The sequence below is a fragment of the Ferroplasma sp. Type II genome (genome assembly GCF_000496155.1).
The window spans coordinates 2809-19615 of sequence record NZ_KI542755.1; the positions used below are offsets into that span (position 1 = coordinate 2809).

A 16807-nucleotide genomic window follows, 5' to 3' on the forward strand; every position below is an offset into this window, starting at 1 on the left:
GTAAGAGTAACCTCACAGTTGGGTCATGGGGGAACATAAGCCTGAGAACTGAAGATGGGAATGTGGTCATAACCCCCAGTGGGACGAATTATTCAAAGAGCTTACCAGAGGACATGGTTATCACCGATATTGAAGGAAAAATTATAGATGGAAAGATGAAACCTTCCAGTGAGCGGTTAATGCACTATAAAATATACAAAAACAGGCATGATGTTATGGCCATAGTTCATACCCATTCAATATACTCTTCAGTACTGTCAGTTACTGATGACCGGATTCCGCCTATAACCGAGGATACTGCAATGCTCCTTGGTGATGGTGTAAATGTATCCAAATATGCCCTTACGGGAACCATAGAACTGGCAGACTACGTTGTTGAAGGTCTCGGTTCAAATAATGCAACGATAATGAAAAATCATGGTGCTGTATCAGTTGGAACCGATATGGAACGGGCAATAGTCACATCCCAGGTACTGGAAAAATCTGCAAGTATCTTTATTACGGCCAAAATGCTTGGTAAGGTCAATATATTGCCTCCAGAGGATGTGGCAAAGTTGAGAGGACTATCAGAAAATTATCTGAAACAGTGGAAAAACTGGAAATAATTATTTAAGTTCCCTGGCCATGTATGGCCCTAACCTTTCATAGCCATATTTCCTGAAATAATTTCTAACCCCTATCCCACTGATTACTACTATGCGTTTTTTTCCATACTCTTCCAGTGATATACGTTCCGCCTCATCCAGAAGCTTTTTCCCGAATCCGTGGTGTTGCCAGTTTTCTGCGGATTCGGCTCCTATTGGCACTATATTCCCCATAACCTTTATTTCCCTGATAATCGATGAAGATAAAACCTCCTTTCTGTGTGCCATGTCTGATGGCATCCTGAGCCTTAGGTATCCTATAATATCATTTTTTGAATTTTCAAATGAGAGGAATATTTCGTCGCCTCCTGAAGCCCTGTAATTTCTTCTGATAAGGTTATAGTCATTTCCGTATGAATCCTTTACTATTCCAACTTCCCTGCTTCTTATTTCCATGGTTTTTATGCCCATGTTTTCCATTTCAATGTCTACAAGGTTATGCAGGTCGCTTCTCTTCACGCCCGCTTCGATGAAATTTACAGGTATGTCTCTCTGCATTCTCATGACCCTTACCCACGGTGGCATATTCTTCATAAAGTATGTGACCATTCTCACAACTTTTTTAGTGTCATAGGGAATATATTTTCCTTCCTTCCAGTATGCATAAAGTGCAGTATTTTTTACTACCAGTGTAGGATATATTTTTAGCATGTCAGGTTTGAATCTGTCATCTGACATGGCCATGTCAAAACTTCTAATGTCTTCACGATAGGACGAACCATACATTCCCGGCATCAGGTGGTATAAAATCTTAAATCCAGCATCCCTGGCCATTTGAGTTGATCTCACGATCTCTTCCATGCCATGCCCTCTCCTGTTCAGGCGCAGTATACTGTCATTTAGTACCTGTATTCCCAGTTCAACTTTGGTGGTTCCATAGGATAGTGCCTCATCTATTTCCCTTTCATTGAACCAGTCAGGTTTAGTTTCAATTGTCATGCCTATGCAGCGCCTTTTTGAAAATTCATTTTCCAGTATAGCCTCATTCAAGGTGGGTGATATTTTTTTGTTCATCCCATCAATGCATCCCTTAACGAATTCTTCCTGATAATTCTGGGATCTTGCCGTGAATGTGCCACCCATGATTATTAGATCAACTTTGCTTGTGTCATGGCCTATTGTCTCCAGCTGTTTTAACCTGCTAAATGTGATATTATACGAATCATAATAATTGTTTTTCCCCCTGAGTGCAGAGGGCTCATATCCAGTATATGATTGTGGGGAACTGCTGTCAACACCTCCGGGGCAGAAAATGCATTTTCCATGTGGGCACGCTTCAGGTGATGTCATAGCGGCAACAACAGCCACGCCAGAAACCGTTCTAGTTGGTTTTTTTCTTAACAATTGGACAAACTTTCTGTTATCACTATAATTCAGTATTTCAACGTCGCTGGGAACTACATCAAGATTGAATTTTTTGGACAGTAACAGTTTCTCCTTCTGAAGTTGCTCCTTATCCCTTATTTTTCCATTAGCTATTTCAGAAGTTATTTCTTCATAAAAGTCCATAATAAATGATAATTGTATATGATTATAAATTTTTATTCATTCCGTTGTCTTCATCATTTTTATGCTCTTCTTGATACTTTCTGCGGCCCATTGACCTAATTACAAATGAAAATGCTATGACAATTATTAATATAAGAAAATCGTAATTTGTAGGTATCCCAAGGGCGCCTGAAAATATTATTATAACTATAGCTATCAGAAAAACCACATTTGACAAAATTGCATATATCCGTGGCATCCTGTAGGCATTTTGCCTCCTGCCAGTCTGTCCATTTGGTGTATTGTATGCTGACTTTATATATGGTGACATTACACTCATATACACAACAACAGGAACCTCATCATTCATATAGTCATAGGTGCCTGTAAGCACACCGGATCCAAAGGTAAGGGTTCCAATCTTTGAATCATCAGATTTTATTTCCATTTTTCTAGTATCATTGTCCACATAGGGTTTTGAGAGTGAATAAGTTCTTCCGTTATAACTCATTACAAGATTCCTTGAAAGAGTTCCCATGTCCATGGACCCCTGACTAATTTTATAACCTCCAGGTGCCTTGTCAATGTAAATGCTTTGAAGGCCAGTAGCGCCACTTATTTCTATTGACTTTGCTCCCAGATTAGATGAGTTTGATTTTATTGTGTATATTTCAGTGTCATCCTGGTATATTTTTCCATCCTTAAATGTATATTCCACATGTATCTATCAAAACCCATTATATTATTTTTTCTATAATACTTTTTTAACATTTGAATGCTATAAGTTATCTGCAATGTTTTAAATGGCAATATTAATTATGGTAATTCCAATTACTGTATATGTCATTATTAAGTGAAATCGCATCAGAGTCTAACAAAATTGGAATTGGAAATACACCCCTATACAGGCTTGGTGAAACTGGAATCTATACAAAGCTTGAATATTATAACCGTTTCAGGTCAATAAAGGACCGTGCAGCTTTCTTTATGATAGACTATGCCCTGAAAACAGGCATGTTAAAAAGCAATCAGACAATAATTGAAGCCTCATCTGGGAATACAGGAATAGCAATAGCGGGAATTGCCGGCATCTTTGGTTTGAGGAGCGAAATAGTGATACCGGAATCAACCCCTGAAGCAACAGGAAAACTTCTGGAAAACCTTGGTTCCAAGGTCACAAGAACACCAGGCAATAGCACAGAAAGCTCCATTAATTATGTTGATAGCATAGCAGAAAAATATCCTGAAAAATATTTCAGAATAGGGCAGCATGGAAACGCAATGAATTCCAGTGCGCATTATTATGGAACCGGGCCAGAAATAGCCAGGGAGTTGGGGCATATAGACAATATAGTTGCAGGTGTTGGGACTGGTGGAACTATCACCGGGCTTTCAAAGTATTTTAAAGAAAAATACAACGTCAAGGTTACAGGAGTGCTTCCGGAAGAAGGATCTCATATAGTTGGACTTCGCAATCCATTCAAATCCAGCCACCGTGCAATTATTGATATGTATGGGAATCTCATCGATAATTTTGTCACTATATCTGAAGACGAAGCCTACCACGGTGTTCAGGAACTCAAGGACAAATATAACTTACTCTGTTGGCCCTTCATCGGGTGCTAATTACATGGCATCTATGAAGATATCTGGAAAAAATAGAGTTATCCTTACAGTGTTTCCAGATGATTATTCCAAATATTCCAGTATCTACAGGAAAAAATACATAATAAAATAATTAATAGAAAGACTTATTTTTATTACCATTATAATTCTGCAGTGGAAGCCAGTTAAAGCCCTTTAACTCTATATTTCCATTATTCATTGAGAAAACGGATATGGAGCAGTTGCCGATTTCAAGTTTCGTCAGTGGCAATCCATTAATTTCAGTTGCCAGTGAGAACATTCCACGTATGGGTTCTAAATGGGTAGCAACCAGTACACTGTTATAATCCATTTGTGATATTGAATCAATGAAATTTTTTACCCTTTTCTTAAGTTCCGAAAATTTTTCCACACCTATACCTATTTTCCACACCGTCCTGAAATGTTGTATACCAATTTGGATCCAGGGATGCTATCTCAACTATCTTCTTTCCGGTCAATTTTCCAGTGCCAATATCCATGAGCCGGTCGTCTTTGGTATATTCATGGATACCCATGTTGTTTAGAGGTCTCTATAACACGTAAAATTGGGCTTGTATATACAGCATCAAAATTAATATCCCTGATGTATTTCCCGGCATCCCTGGCCTGTAATACCCCTTTCTCATTCAGTTCTGTGTTATCCAGGGGAAATACTGCTTCGGCATTGTTATATGTTTCTCCATGCCTGATCATATAAACTAACATGTACGGTTATATTGCATTTGTAGTTAATTTTTATTGTTATGCCGTAGAAAACTTAAGAATTTTTATAAGGCTTCGGAGAGTAAAATGTGCCTCAGTTTTAACAAAGTAACATGGGTATTTCATTAATAAGAAATCAATAAAATTATATTAGGATTAGCTATTTATGTGCATGGAACTTCTCAGGAAAGGCAAGGTTAAGGATGTTTACGATGACGGAAATGCACTGGTATTTAAATTCTCAGACAGGATATCAGTTTTTGACAAGATAATTCCCAATTCTATTCCCCATAAGGGGGAATCATTGTGCAGAACATCATATTACTGGTACAATGTAGTATCGTCACTGAACATAGAAACAGATCTCATTGAACTTGTTTCAGACTCAGAGATGAGGGTAAAAAAATACCGGCAGATGGATAAGGGATATGGATTCCTATCTAATTACATGGTGCCTCTGGAATTTATAACACGGTACTACATGGCCGGTTCACTGTATGATAGAATCAAATCTGGAGAAATTGACTACCATACTCTGGGGTTCAAGAATGCCCCGGAATATGGTGATCCACTTCCGGACCCATTTTTTGAAGTTTCAACAAAATTTGAAAAGTTTGACAGGTATCTTGAAACAAAGGAAGCCCTGGAAATTTCAGGACTCGACCTTGGGGAACTGTACAGTATACGTGAAATAATATTCAAAATAGACAGAAGAATTAACAAATCGGTGGAAAGCAGAGGACTTATCCATGCTGACGGTAAAAAGGAATTCGCCCTTGGCATGGAAAGAAAACCTGTAATAATAGATACCTTCGGAACACTTGATGAGGATAGATTCTGGGATAAAGAGGATTATGAAAATGGCCAGGTTAATGAGCTCAGCAAGGAAATGGTGAGGCAATATTACAGGGCTGCGGGCTATCATGAAAAGCTCATGTATGCAAGAGACAAAAAGGAAGCCGAGCCGGATATAACACCATTACCAGAAAATATGGTCAAGACCGTGTCAGATCTTTACATACAGATGTATGAGAAGATAACCGGGTTGAAATGGTAACCCGGAAAAATAGGATCAATACCATAAAGAAAATAAACCGGAAATTCTGTATTTCATAGGAAAATTATCACTAAAATAAATGTAAGGCCACGTGGCAGATCAATTCATAACATTATTAATATAGAAATTATAAAAAAATATGTTTTAATTTCTTTCCTTCATTTTTACAAAATCCCGCTCTATCAGGACCGGTATATACAGCTCTGGGTCTTATAAGCCTTTCCTCTTCCTCTACATATTCTGTTACATGTGCAAGCCATCCCAGAACTCTGGAGAACCCAAAGAGGGTTGTAAACATGTATATTGGAAACCCGATCTCATTGAATACTATGCCGGAATAATAATCCGTATTGGGATATATTCCCTTTGCCCCGAACTCTTTTACACCAAGTTCCTCAAGTTTTACGGCTATTTCAAACAATTTTTTCTGCTCAGCTGTCTGGTCAAGTGTTGTTGCAAGTTTTTTGAAAATCTTCATTCTTGGGTCATATGTCCTGTAAACCCTGTGGCCAAACCCCATCAATCTCCTCTTTCCATCCACTATGTTTGTCTTGAACCAGTTATCGACATTGTCCACACTTCCTATGTCAAGCAACTGCTTGTATGCTGCCTCTGCAGCGCCACCATGCAATGGTCCCTTGAGTGCGGCCGTTGCCGCAGTTATGCATGAATACATATCCGATAATGTGGATGAGGCAACAAGCGCTGCTGTGGTGGATGCTGGTACTTCATGATCCACATATATTACCAGTGCTGCATTCATTGCAGAAATCTTTTTATCATCTACCCTGTCAAAGCAATTCCTGAGAAAAGCTTCGGCATAATCATATTTCGTATCAGGATTCTGGAGTGGCATTCCCATTTTATGTCTGTATATATTCGATATTATGCCAAGATTTTCCCCAAGTATCTTTGGAACCTGTTTTCTGTCATTTTCTTTATTCCACTGATAATCTCCAGAGGATAGGGACGCAAAGGCTGTTTCCATCATTGTTAAGGTGTCCGCCTCCCGGGGAAGATCTGATATTAGCTCCGTAACATGATCAGGAAGCTTATAATGCTCCTTTATTGATTTTTTGAATTCCTCAAGCTGCTGGCTGTTTGGAAGTTCACCATTGATCATCAGGTAGCAAACCTCCTCGAATGGACTATTTTGAACCAGATCATTTACGTCATACCCCCTATATCTGAGTACTCCTGCATTGCCGTCTATATATGTTAAGCCTGTGTACTTTATGAATACATCTTCCAATCCTAAACTTACTGCCATTTTAATCACTTCCGAACCAATCTGAATTTTTTACATTTGCCAGTTCCTTCAAAGTATAGCTCTCGCGCATCAGGTCTCTTGTGGAAAGAACTCCAGTTACCACATCATCCTTTGATTTTACTATGAGGTGCCTTATATTATGCTTGCTCATAAGCACTGCCGCTTTGGTTATAGAATCATTCTCATGTATAAAAATCAAATTTTCCTTTGTAGCGGCCTCAACTATTGGTGTATTAAGTGGTTTCCCTTCGGCAATTGCCTTTATAATATCCCGCTCTGTAATAATCCCCTTCAAGGCCTTTGGTGAGCCAAGCAGAAGAGAACCCTTATTTCCTGCAGTCATCTTCTTTGTGCCGTCATATATGGTTGATGCCTCATCTATGTAAATCGGCTGTTTTTGCATAATGTTACTTATTTCGAGAGCCATATTCTAACTATGGTACGATTTAATTTAAACATTATGTTTGGTAAAAAATAGCCATTGTAATAAACATTTTTACATGAAAATATCGGCAATTTATGATTTAGTCAGAGTCACCATAATTATTATTAGTTATCATATGATTTTGACATAAATGAGGAATAAAAATCTGATACTCTTCATGGCTGGAGTTCTTCTGATTATTAATGGCTTCGAATTATACTCGAAACTGGGATACCTGTTTTATCCCAATTCATATAATTATGCATCTTCGGCTTCAACTGCCAGATTTTACACTTCATTTGATGATGTATTATTTATTGCAGGTGCAATTGCTATTGCCCTTTCAATATATGTGGCCATAAAATCCCGTTATAATATCCCAAAGCTTAAGCACTTCTATCCTGTCTTTGCAATTTATACAGTAATCCTTGCAGTAGCCGGAGGAATGATACATATTATGCCATCTGGTTATAACTATCCACATTATGTAGCATTCCTCTACGGTCTTCCCATGTTTACCCCGAATTTTCTTTTATACTATTCCCATGCAGTTGGAGTATATATTTATCCATTTCAGGTTCTTTCACTCATGGCAGCATCAATTACAGGAAGTTCCATATTTGCCTTTTCCATTATGGGGCTTAAATTAAAAAAAGCAACTCCTCTCTCCATTGTTGGCGCCATAGGCGTCTGTCCAGCATGTGCGACCGGTACATTTTTTGGTGTAGTTATAGGAGCAAGCCCGTTTTTGAGTTCATTTTATCTTAATCAGATATACGGAAGTACTTTCAATGAAATAATACTGAGTACGGTTTCAATTATACTTCTTTTAGGAATTTTTCTGTATATGGTAAGAGGATATAAAATTTCGTTTAAAAGATTATGAAAACATTATTTTTGTGCCATTCTTCCATAATGTTCCATTGTCCTTTTTAAGCAATGAGACATATTATTATTTCCATTGGAAAAGATTTTTAATAATACTTAGCATATACCGCTATGAAAGGTATTAATATTGTCGTTGCTGTAAAGCAAGTTCCGGATGCCGATGATTTAAGGATCGACCCGGTAACGAATAATCTGGTCAGAGAGGGAGTGCCAGCTATTATAAACCCGCCTGACCTGCACGCCATAGAAGAAGCCCTCAGATTGAAGGAAAAATATGGCGGAACTGTTTCAATAATTTCCATGGGCCCACCTAAAGGAGATATTACACTTAGAGAGGCCGTGGCTATGGGATCTGACAATATATATTTAATAACAGATGCGGCCATGGTAGGTTCAGATACATGGGCAACATCCTATACTGTATCCAGAGGAATTGAGAAAATTGGTAAACCAGACATAATATTATTTGGGAGAAGGGCACTTGACGGTGAAACACAGCAGGTTGGCCCACAAACAGCAATGTGGCTGGGAATACCGGAAGTTGCATATACTGACAAAATTCTTGATATAGATATGGAAACAAAGGTTGCGAAGTTGCAGAGAACCACAGAATTTGATACCGAAACTGTTGAGGTTAAAATGCCCTTTGTTGCAACAATAACGGAAAATTCTAACACGCCCAGGGAAGCTACACTGGAGGGTATGATAAAGGCCATGACATTCCAGGTAACAAGGCTTTCGAAAACTGATATAGACGCAGACCCCAAAAAGATCGGACTTGCTGCATCACCAACCAAGGTTATAAGGGTAAGGCCTCCACCGAAAATGAGGAATCCGGAAATAATTAAAAATGAGGATTTAAACAAAACTGTTGATTTTCTTGTGTCGAAAATAAAGGAATCATTGAAGGGTATGAAGGCTATGAATGAAGCATATGAAAAACCCGCACCTGTTACGAAAGTGGAGGACAGTATTTGGGTATACATTGATCATTTTGACGGCGAACTGAACAAGACATCGCTTGAAATTCTTGGTGCTGCAAGGAGAGTTGCAGACCTTATGGATACAAAGCTTGGTGCAGTTATAATAGGTACAGATGACGAGAAGCTTATTGACACAGCCTTCAAATATGGTGCTGATGAGGCCTATTACTGTGAAGCAGAAAATGCAAAGAGATATGACAATGATATTTACACAAAAGCCCTTGAGCTGATGATTAACAAATATAAGCCCAATTCACTGTTTTTCCCTGGAACATATAATTCCAGAGAGCTGGCAGCCACAACCGCAATAAAAGTTAATACAGGTCTTATAGCAGATTGCATTATATTTGATGTGGATGAGAAAGGCCAGTTACAGGCAACCAGGCCTGATTTCGGTGGAAAGGAAACATCCACAATTATATGTCCCAATAATAAGCCTATAATGGTAAGTACCAGGGCAGGTGTGTTTTCAGCTCTTCCTGAAAGGGATTTCAAGGGAAAAATAGTAAAGGAAAAACTTGGTAAGGTTGAGTCCAGATTCAAAATCACCGATTATAAAAACATAGAAAAGACCAATGCACTTTCAGTGGCACAGGTTGTGGTTGGTGTAGGCAGAGGCATTGTAAATAAGGATAACATAAAACTGGCAGAGGACCTTGCAGCAAAGATCGGTGGTATAGTTGGGGTCAGCAAACCTCTTGCCGATGCAAACTGGTATCCCAAGGACAGGCAGGTCGGCCAGACTGGAACAACAATAAGGCCTAACCTGTATATTGCCATGGGAATATCCGGAGCAATACAGCATCTGGTGGGCATTCAGGGATCCAAGAGGATAATAGCCATAAACACAGATCCGGAGGCCCAGATATTCGAAAACTGTGATTATGGGGTTGTAGGGGATGTATTCCAGATAGTTCCAGAACTTATTAAAAAAATTGGTGATATAAATGCTTGAATATGATATAGTTATTGTTGGCGCAGGGCCAGCAGGATCTGCAGCTGCCCTGAAGGCAGCATCAGAAGGAAAAAAGGTTCTTGTAATTGAAAGAGGCCCTGAACCCGGATCTAAAAACGTTTCAGGAGCAGAGGTACGGAAGAATTACGTAGAATCTGTCTTCGGCGAGGGGATGCCCTATGAAAGAAATGTTGATACAATCAAATTTTCACTTTATGACAAAAAGAAACCTGTAGATATTGAATTCCATCCGGAAGGGCTTGTTACAACCGGACGGCTAAAATTTGACAAATGGTTGTCGTCAGTTGCTGAAAATGCAGGTGCCACTGTTATACCTAAAACAACTGCACTTAAGTTGAACTGGGATAATGGCATTGCAAAATCCCTGACAACCGACAGGGGTGATGTGGCAGCAAAATCATTTATCCTGGCAGAGGGGGTCAATGCGCTGGTTTCTATGGAATCTGGAATTAACCAGGATTGGACACCTGAAAATTCTGTGCAGGGAGTGAAAATGGTTTACTCTATAAAAAAAGGAGACCTCAACTCTATCTTCGGATTGCCCGATGATGATACAGGGATGACGTGGAGAATGGTAATGTCTGACCCGCTTGTGGCTGGCTTTATGTATACATACAAGGATAGCCTGGCTGTTGGAATAGGCTCTCCAATAAGAGGGCTTCTTGATAGAAAGATCAGGCCTGAAAAACTGCTTGATGATTTTCTGGAAACAACTGGCATAGCAGAAAAAGTCAAGGGCTACTCGCTCCGTGAATACTCAGCCAAGGTAATACCAGAAGGTGGTTTCCCCGAGTCAAGAGTAGGAAAGGGCAATGTGTATCTCTGTGGCGATGCCATAGGGCTTGTTGATCCACTTTCATTTGATGGAATCACTCCAGCCATTGCCTCAGGAACCCTGGCTGGTGAGGCAGCAGTTAAGAATTATAATAGGGAGGTTTATAAATACAATCTTATGAAACACCCAGAAATTTCAAAGATTGCTAAAGAAAGGAAACTGGAAGCAGAATTTATGGCCGGCAACAAGGCAGGAGAATACATACAGATGGTTTCATCCATGCTGGAATCTTGGGCTGCTGGCGATTTGTTTGGAATAAGAAATACAATGGTAGGAAATTATAGAAATATAATACCTGACCTGATGAGTTTTGTTATGAGGATGAGATAAATGACAACAGAAGAGAAACTATATACGCTAAGATATAAAAAGGATGATGAGTCGCATCTTGCCATTGCGGATGCAAATAAATGCCTTGAATGTACCGCTAAATATGGGGAGCCGCAGCCGTGTGTATCCATATGCCCTGCCAACGTTTTTTCATGGCAGAACAATAAAATAATAGTTAGTTACGAGAACTGCGTTGAATGCGGTGCTTCAAGAATTTCCTGCCCCTACGACAATATCATCTGGAAATATCCCAGATTCGGCAAGGGAATAGCATTGAGATACGGATAATTCCGTAACTTTAAAAACATTAATATTTTCATTTATACTATTTAATTATGGAAGAACTATATTTTCTCAATGATGGCACCTACGAATTGGATTCAGGGGCATACTTCGGCATTGTACCAAAGGTATTGTGGTCAAGATATTTCCATGACCGTGAAAACAAAATCAGGATAGGAACAAATATACCATTTTTAAGGTTAAACAATAAAAATATAATAATAGATGCGGGAATTGGAGACAACTTTTCAGACAGGTTCAGGAAAATATTCCGACCCGAAAAAGAGCGTGACATTTCCATTTCACTGGTAAGGGATTATCATGTCAAAAGCATTGACCATATCATTCTATCCCACATGCACTTCGACCATAATGGCCATATATTCTCAGGGAATCCTATTTTCAGGAATTCACAAATTGTTATGCAGGAAAAGGAATTAAAAGCATTCAGGCATCCAAACGATTTCACCAGGGGGAGCTATATCCCTGGAAGGATATATGGGGAAATTAAAACATTGACAGGTTCCAGAAAAATTAATGGGAATGTGACTGCAATAAACACCGGAGGCCACACTGAGGGACACATGGTAATAATTTTTGAGGTCAATTCAAAAAAATATATGTACGGTGGAGACCTGTTTCCATCATGGTTCCATATAAAACCATACTATATCACGGCAATAGACTCATATCCGATTGAAACCCTGAAGATGAAGAAAAAACTCCTGAAAAAGGCAATAAGAGAAAATATTTCCATAGTATTCAACCATGACAGAGAAAATGTGATGGCAAAAATTTATGGCACACCTGAAAAACCAGAAATAGAATTTCAGAAATGATAAATTATCTTAAGGTTATGGATTTAAGCGTGATGCCTAACCATTCATTTATGTTGTTCTTAAGGTTTTCAGGATCCTGGGACCATACTGTAAAATCCGCATTCTTACCTCTCTCCAGCGAACCTATTTCATCCCATTCTATAACCTTTGCACTTTCAGAGGTATATGTTTTTATTGCGCCCTCAAGGCTTATGTTTTCTCCATCATCATAAACACCGGAATTTCTGCCTGTAAATGTTTTTCTGAACATACTTGAGTATATGCCGTATAATGGATTAAAGGGTGTAACAGGGCTATCTGACCCGTTGGAGACTGCTATGCCCTGTTCAATCATAGTTTTTATGGGAAACAGGCATCTGGATTGTTTCGTTCCCATATTGTCACTTAAGGCATCTCCTATAAAGTAGATAAAAGCAAGCTGTGTCTCAATGCCAACATTTAATCTTTTTATTCTCTGAATCGTTTCTCTGTTAAGCTTGTAGCAGTGTACCAGGGCATATCTGGATCCGATCCCGGCATTTTTAAGCTCCTCTATGGCATCCAGTGCTGTATCAATAGCCCTATCTCCTATTGTGTGTATGCTTATATGGTATCCTGTGATCGATAATCGCCTTAGAGCCTCTTTAAAATTATGGATTTCCCATAATGGAATGCCTTTATTGTTTTTACTGCCCACATAACTGTTTTTCATCCATGCGGTTCTGGACAGTATACTACCGTCAAGAAACATCTTGAATCCTGCAAACTTTATGTTACTGTTTTCAGGTATCATTTCTGCCAGTTCAATTTTCCTGTCCACATCCTCAATGGAATATACTGGCAGGGCAATTGCCATGCGAATTCCAACATCTCCATTCCTGGATAACTGGTTTATAGCTTTTATCCTGGTTTCCTCGTTGACATCATTTCCCGTTCCGCCGGTATCCTTCACAGTGGAGAGTCCCGCATTTCTATAGTGATCTGATCCGAATTTTATGGCTTCTATATAATCATCTACATTGTATTCCGGAATCTTTCGTTTTACCAGATCCATGGCCTTTGCCTCATATAGTACGCCATTGGGGTTTCCACTGTCATCCCTTCCAATCCGGCTATTTGGCGGGGATTCTGTTTCCCTGTCAATACCTGCCATCTCAAGTGCCTTTGAATTGCACATGCCATAATGTTCTGTCATATGTGTTATAAATAGGGGTACATTTCCAAATATTTCATCAATAATTTTTAGATCCGGCAATCTTTTTTCCTCCATATTGTATTCGTTAATACCGTAGCCCTGAAACCATCCATGTACAACCTTATTTTTGTTTTCCTCCAGTATTTTCCGGAAATCATCAAAGGAACGAATTCCGGAGAAATCTACCTGGTATTTCATTTTTAATGCAGTAAGCATAAAATGGTCATGCGAATCTATTAAGCCGGGAGACACAAAATTTCCCCTTAAATCCACTACTTCATTGTTATCAGCAATTAAACTCTTTATTTCAGCATCATTTGCCACATGTTCGCTGGTGATTATCCCATCATTTACCGTAAAAATAATGGAACCCTTTCTCAAATTATATCCGTCAAAGTATTTGTCCACAACAGCATATTTTTCCATTGCAATCACCGCAATTCCTTAAATTTTTTTGATTTATGCATAAGGCTACTATTTATTACTGTTTCGGTTTGCAATTTCAATGTACCTGACCTAATTTTTGGTATTCCCTGTGGAAGTTTTTTGAATATAGTAATCGCAACATCCTGATATGGGGCATATACTGCATCTGGGTGACACGGGCTTGCATATATTCTTTCCAAATTCCACCAGGACTGGATTAAATTCTATCTGGTATTTGACCGGCACTATGGCCTTTAATGCCTCTTCGGTTTCATCCGGATTCTTTGTATGGACCAGCCCGATTCTGTTAGATACCCTGAAAACATGCGTGTCAACAGCAATAGCGGGTATATTGAACCCCTGCGTGAGTACTATGTTTGCAGTTTTGCTTCCAGTTCCAGGAAGTTTTACAAGTTCATCATGGGTATCTGGAACTTTTCCTCCATAATCATGATTGATTATTCTTGCTATTTCAATTATTCTTCCCGATTTAACATTGCTGAATCCCACATATTTTATAATGGCCTTTATATCAGAAGGATTAGCGTGCTCCAGTCCATAGGAATCATGATACCTGTTGTAAAGTTTCCGTGCAGCTTCGTCAGTTACCGCATCTTTCGTTCTCTGGGATAATATTGTTGTTATAAGTATCCAGAAAGGAGAATCAGTAAATTCAAAATGATGTTCAGGCGATACCTCCCTGATCTTCATATATATATTTTCAAAGTCCACCATAAGCCCTTATAATTGTATGATTTAAATTATTATCTGAACAAAATTATGTGGAATATGATATATAAAAATATTTTACAATTTAATCAGAAAGAAAGCCACTGAGTTTACGATGTGGATAAATTCTCTGGAAGAAATGTACATTTATTCAATAAATAATAAAGTAATTAAATATCTTCAGAACTTGCCCGTGGTGTAATTTTTAAATATTTATCATAAATTATCAGGTTCAAAGCATGGAGTGTGGGACACTATTCCTTGTCCAGGGTTATTATAAGATAAACCTTCCTGCCAAGAAACTCCTTGGGGCAGTCTACCTTTGCTCCTGATCCAAACTTTGTGACTCTCCTCTCAATAAATCCCTGTATTCCATTCACTGTGATCTCTGTTGTCTCCTCTATCTTTACCTTGTTCATAGTATTGTATATATACGTAGTATATATATATCTATGGGAAAGACCACCGGTGATGACATTCAGTACAAGCTTGAGGAGATCAACAATATTCTGGGAAAGAAATACGTACTGGAACATCCTAAAAAGGAGAGGGACTGGAGAACTTACGAGCAGGAGTTTGCACAGAGAATCAGGATGGCAATGAAAGATCTTGATCCACTGGTGAATGAAGCTGTTTCAACGATAAGAATAGTTCCAGGAGCCGGTCACCCCCATTCCCTAACCCTTGAACAGAGGGTCAAGCTATTGCTGATCAAGCAGCTTGTGAGTGAATCAAACAGGATGTTTGCAAACATGCTTGCCATATTCTCCATGTTATCAGGAATAGATGTATCATACAAAACCATAGAAAGACTGTATTCAGATGAGGAGGTCATAATGGCAGTACACAACCTTCATACCCTCATACTTGGGAAAAAGGATATTACGAATTCCAATGCAACAGGTGACGGCACCGGTTATTCACTCACAGTGAAGAAGAACTATGAATCCTATGCACAGAAACTGAAGGATCATGCAAAAGAGAATCCCGGAAACAGAGAAGAAAAAGATGGAAAGAAATCAGAATCCCATAAGAAAAGACTGTTTGCATATTCATTTGCCATAATGGATCTTAAATCAAGGATGTACATTGCATTCGGTTCGTCAATGAAATCTGAGAGAAGTGCCTATGACAGGGCAATGAAACTGTTGTCATCAACTGGAATAGAAATGGATTCCATCCGGCTGGACAGGTATTACTCCTCTCCATCATACATGGATAAACTTGGGGAAACAAAGGTATTCGTAATACCGAAGAAGAATTCCACATTGAACGGATCTCTGAAATGGAAAAACGCAATGAAAGATTTTGTTGAGAATACCATGCCATACCTGGAACAGTACCATCAGAGAAGCAATTCTGAATCTGGATTTGCTGCAGACAAGAAGATGCTTGGATGGAACATAGCACAGAGAAGGGATGACAGAATAGATAATGCACTATTCTGCACCGGCGTGTGGCACAACCTGTTCAATATGGGTAGATTTTAAAATAGTGTCCCACACTCCAAAGCATGGTAATACTTATGTAAGAATATACCATATCCTGTTAATTCCATGATATCTGAAGAAAGGAAAAACAAAATAAAATATTCCTTAAAGAATACAAAGGAAAGAAGGAAAAACCAGATAATAACAATAGTAAAAACTAAGATATACATGGATAAATTAAGCAATAAAACAGTAAACACATTAAAGATCCTATTCCTGGAATCCAAATGGCTGTACAATTATGTAATTAACAGGGAGTTCACCGATGATCTATTTAAAACAGATTACAGGATAAATTGTGTGGATGTCTATGTAATAGACCATTATGAAAAAAGGAAATTAAAATATTTATCATCACAGATGAAGCAGGGACTAATAGAGAGGGCAAGAGACAATATTAAATCACTTCATGAACTGAAAAATAATGGGTTTAAGGTGGGAAGTTTAAGATTCAAGTCATTTATATCATCCATACCGTTAAAGCAATTTAACAATACATATAAAATAACAAATAACAGTTATATTAGGATACAGGGAATTAAACAGCCATTAAGGGTTCAAACAGTTAATGAATAGTATTATATATATTTGTAATATGTTGTCATAAGTATCATGGGAAAACT

At 38.5% G+C, this 16807-nt stretch carries 20 protein-coding genes; 10 read left to right on the forward strand and 10 right to left on the reverse strand.

Translation table 11 applies throughout. The features are described 5' to 3' along the window. Positions 1 to 605 (forward strand): class II aldolase/adducin family protein (locus AMDU4_RS09685; RefSeq protein ID WP_290704931.1); only part of this gene is annotated, 605 nt, incomplete at its 5' end. Here the strand turns inward: AMDU4_RS09685 and AMDU4_RS09690 are convergent. Further along, positions 606 to 2153 carry a tRNA uridine(34) 5-carboxymethylaminomethyl modification radical SAM/GNAT enzyme Elp3 gene (locus AMDU4_RS09690; RefSeq protein WP_021787805.1) on the reverse strand — a complete coding sequence of 516 codons (1548 nt, stop codon included), beginning with the start codon at positions 2151 to 2153 and terminating at the stop codon, positions 606 to 608. Positions 2154 to 2175: 22 nt separating this feature from the next. Continuing rightward, on the reverse strand, positions 2176 to 2850 hold the full coding sequence (locus tag AMDU4_RS09695) for a hypothetical protein (RefSeq protein WP_021787806.1): 675 nt from the start codon (positions 2848 to 2850) through the stop codon (positions 2176 to 2178). A gap of 122 nt (positions 2851 to 2972) precedes the next feature. On the opposite strand from AMDU4_RS09695, the gene AMDU4_RS09700 reads away from it, so the two are divergent. Beyond that, a complete protein-coding gene (locus AMDU4_RS09700) occupies positions 2973 to 3758 on the forward strand; it encodes a pyridoxal-phosphate dependent enzyme (RefSeq protein WP_021787807.1) in 786 nt (261 codons plus the stop codon). A 112-nt stretch (positions 3759 to 3870) separates the two neighbouring features. Here AMDU4_RS09700 and AMDU4_RS09705 read toward each other — a convergent pair whose 3' ends face one another. From AMDU4_RS09705 to AMDU4_RS09715, 3 genes are read right to left on the reverse strand one after another with little or no spacing between them, the layout of a single operon-like run. Then, a complete protein-coding gene (locus AMDU4_RS09705) occupies positions 3871 to 4149 on the reverse strand; it encodes a histidine phosphatase family protein (RefSeq protein WP_290704934.1) in 279 nt (92 codons plus the stop codon). Beyond that, on the reverse strand, positions 4127 to 4294 hold the full coding sequence (locus AMDU4_RS09710; RefSeq protein ID WP_021787808.1) for a hypothetical protein: 168 nt from the start codon (positions 4292 to 4294) through the stop codon (positions 4127 to 4129). The genes AMDU4_RS09705 and AMDU4_RS09710 overlap by 23 nt, the downstream gene beginning before the upstream one ends. Further along, positions 4281 to 4484, reverse strand: a complete 204-nt coding sequence (locus tag AMDU4_RS09715) for a histidine phosphatase family protein (RefSeq protein ID WP_021787809.1) — start codon at positions 4482 to 4484, stop codon at positions 4281 to 4283. Before AMDU4_RS09715 ends, AMDU4_RS09710 begins: the two co-directional genes overlap by 14 nt. A gap of 169 nt (positions 4485 to 4653) precedes the next feature. On the opposite strand from AMDU4_RS09715, the gene AMDU4_RS09720 reads away from it, so the two are divergent. Continuing rightward, positions 4654 to 5538: a phosphoribosylaminoimidazolesuccinocarboxamide synthase gene (locus tag AMDU4_RS09720; RefSeq protein WP_290704937.1), complete on the forward strand. Its 885-nt coding sequence runs from the start codon at positions 4654 to 4656 to the stop codon at positions 5536 to 5538. Positions 5539 to 5665: 127 nt separating this feature from the next. Here AMDU4_RS09720 and gltA read toward each other — a convergent pair whose 3' ends face one another. Both gltA and AMDU4_RS09730 read right to left on the reverse strand, forming a co-directional pair. After that, entirely contained in the window at positions 5666 to 6808 is a 1143-nt protein-coding gene (gltA, locus tag AMDU4_RS09725) for a citrate synthase (protein WP_021787811.1), read from the reverse strand. Position 6809: 1 nt separating this feature from the next. Beyond that, the gene (locus AMDU4_RS09730) at positions 6810 to 7235 is read right to left on the reverse strand and encodes a CBS domain-containing protein (protein ID WP_021787812.1); all 426 of its coding nucleotides are present in this window, start codon (positions 7233 to 7235) and stop codon (positions 6810 to 6812) included. Positions 7236 to 7383: 148 nt separating this feature from the next. Between AMDU4_RS09730 and AMDU4_RS09735 the strand changes: the two genes are divergently transcribed. The 5 genes from AMDU4_RS09735 to AMDU4_RS09755 all read left to right on the forward strand — a co-directional run bounded on the left by AMDU4_RS09735 (position 7384) and on the right by AMDU4_RS09755 (position 12365). Beyond that, entirely contained in the window at positions 7384 to 8118 is a 735-nt protein-coding gene (locus AMDU4_RS09735; RefSeq protein ID WP_021787813.1) for a hypothetical protein, read from the forward strand. Positions 8119 to 8231: 113 nt separating this feature from the next. After that, a complete protein-coding gene (locus tag AMDU4_RS09740; RefSeq protein ID WP_021787814.1) occupies positions 8232 to 10058 on the forward strand; it encodes an FAD-binding protein in 1827 nt (608 codons plus the stop codon). Then, positions 10051 to 11244 carry an NAD(P)/FAD-dependent oxidoreductase gene (locus AMDU4_RS09745; RefSeq protein ID WP_021787815.1) on the forward strand — a complete coding sequence of 398 codons (1194 nt, stop codon included), beginning with the start codon at positions 10051 to 10053 and terminating at the stop codon, positions 11242 to 11244. Before AMDU4_RS09740 ends, AMDU4_RS09745 begins: the two co-directional genes overlap by 8 nt. Beyond that, the gene (locus AMDU4_RS09750) at positions 11245 to 11532 is read left to right on the forward strand and encodes a ferredoxin family protein (protein WP_021787816.1); all 288 of its coding nucleotides are present in this window, start codon (positions 11245 to 11247) and stop codon (positions 11530 to 11532) included. Between the two features lie 47 nt (positions 11533 to 11579). Continuing rightward, a complete protein-coding gene (locus AMDU4_RS09755; RefSeq protein WP_021787817.1) occupies positions 11580 to 12365 on the forward strand; it encodes an MBL fold metallo-hydrolase in 786 nt (261 codons plus the stop codon). A 4-nt stretch (positions 12366 to 12369) separates the two neighbouring features. Here the strand turns inward: AMDU4_RS09755 and AMDU4_RS09760 are convergent, their stop codons facing one another. The 3 genes from AMDU4_RS09760 to AMDU4_RS09770 all read right to left on the reverse strand — a co-directional run bounded on the left by AMDU4_RS09760 (position 12370) and on the right by AMDU4_RS09770 (position 15113). After that, positions 12370 to 13965, reverse strand: a complete 1596-nt coding sequence (locus tag AMDU4_RS09760) for an amidohydrolase (protein WP_021787818.1) — start codon at positions 13963 to 13965, stop codon at positions 12370 to 12372. Between the two features lie 90 nt (positions 13966 to 14055). Beyond that, the gene (gene nth, locus AMDU4_RS09765; protein ID WP_021787819.1) at positions 14056 to 14700 is read right to left on the reverse strand and encodes an endonuclease III; all 645 of its coding nucleotides are present in this window, start codon (positions 14698 to 14700) and stop codon (positions 14056 to 14058) included. 248 nt (positions 14701 to 14948) lie between these two features. Continuing rightward, positions 14949 to 15113 (reverse strand): DUF2080 family transposase-associated protein, encoded by a 165-nt coding sequence (locus AMDU4_RS09770; RefSeq protein ID WP_021787820.1) that lies wholly within the window; start codon positions 15111 to 15113, stop codon positions 14949 to 14951. Between the two features lie 33 nt (positions 15114 to 15146). Here AMDU4_RS09770 and AMDU4_RS09775 point away from each other — a divergent pair, with 33 nt between their 5' ends. Both AMDU4_RS09775 and AMDU4_RS09780 read left to right on the forward strand, forming a co-directional pair. After that, complete coding sequence (locus AMDU4_RS09775) at positions 15147 to 16184, forward strand: transposase (protein WP_021787821.1); 1038 nt, start codon at positions 15147 to 15149, stop codon at positions 16182 to 16184. 66 nt (positions 16185 to 16250) lie between these two features. After that, positions 16251 to 16760 (forward strand): hypothetical protein, encoded by a 510-nt coding sequence (locus AMDU4_RS09780; protein ID WP_021787822.1) that lies wholly within the window; start codon positions 16251 to 16253, stop codon positions 16758 to 16760. The last annotated feature ends 47 nt before the right edge of the window (positions 16761 to 16807 follow it).

What these genes read in the sequence shown, in the direction of transcription:
- AMDU4_RS09690 (WP_021787805.1), bottom strand. Translation starts at nt 2,153, where the DNA reads ATGGACTTTTATGAAGAAATAACTTCTGAAATAGCTAATGGAAAAATA.
- AMDU4_RS09700 (WP_021787807.1), top strand. Translation starts at nt 2,973, where the DNA reads ATGTCATTATTAAGTGAAATCGCATCAGAGTCTAACAAAATTGGAATT.
- AMDU4_RS09710 (WP_021787808.1), bottom strand. Translation starts at nt 4,294, where the DNA reads ATGGGTATCCATGAATATACCAAAGACGACCGGCTCATGGATATTGGC.
- AMDU4_RS09715 (WP_021787809.1), bottom strand. Translation starts at nt 4,484, where the DNA reads ATGTTAGTTTATATGATCAGGCATGGAGAAACATATAACAATGCCGAA.
- AMDU4_RS09720 (WP_290704937.1), top strand. Translation starts at nt 4,654, where the DNA reads ATGGAACTTCTCAGGAAAGGCAAGGTTAAGGATGTTTACGATGACGGA.
- gltA (WP_021787811.1), bottom strand. Translation starts at nt 6,808, where the DNA reads ATGGCAGTAAGTTTAGGATTGGAAGATGTATTCATAAAGTACACAGGC.
- AMDU4_RS09730 (WP_021787812.1), bottom strand. Translation starts at nt 7,235, where the DNA reads ATGGCTCTCGAAATAAGTAACATTATGCAAAAACAGCCGATTTACATA.
- AMDU4_RS09735 (WP_021787813.1), top strand. Translation starts at nt 7,384, where the DNA reads ATGAGGAATAAAAATCTGATACTCTTCATGGCTGGAGTTCTTCTGATT.
- AMDU4_RS09740 (WP_021787814.1), top strand. Translation starts at nt 8,232, where the DNA reads ATGAAAGGTATTAATATTGTCGTTGCTGTAAAGCAAGTTCCGGATGCC.
- AMDU4_RS09745 (WP_021787815.1), top strand. Translation starts at nt 10,051, where the DNA reads ATGCTTGAATATGATATAGTTATTGTTGGCGCAGGGCCAGCAGGATCT.
- AMDU4_RS09750 (WP_021787816.1), top strand. Translation starts at nt 11,245, where the DNA reads ATGACAACAGAAGAGAAACTATATACGCTAAGATATAAAAAGGATGAT.
- AMDU4_RS09755 (WP_021787817.1), top strand. Translation starts at nt 11,580, where the DNA reads ATGGAAGAACTATATTTTCTCAATGATGGCACCTACGAATTGGATTCA.
- AMDU4_RS09760 (WP_021787818.1), bottom strand. Translation starts at nt 13,965, where the DNA reads ATGGAAAAATATGCTGTTGTGGACAAATACTTTGACGGATATAATTTG.
- nth (WP_021787819.1), bottom strand. Translation starts at nt 14,700, where the DNA reads ATGGTGGACTTTGAAAATATATATATGAAGATCAGGGAGGTATCGCCT.
- AMDU4_RS09770 (WP_021787820.1), bottom strand. Translation starts at nt 15,113, where the DNA reads ATGAACAAGGTAAAGATAGAGGAGACAACAGAGATCACAGTGAATGGA.
- AMDU4_RS09775 (WP_021787821.1), top strand. Translation starts at nt 15,147, where the DNA reads ATGGGAAAGACCACCGGTGATGACATTCAGTACAAGCTTGAGGAGATC.
- AMDU4_RS09780 (WP_021787822.1), top strand. Translation starts at nt 16,251, where the DNA reads ATGATATCTGAAGAAAGGAAAAACAAAATAAAATATTCCTTAAAGAAT.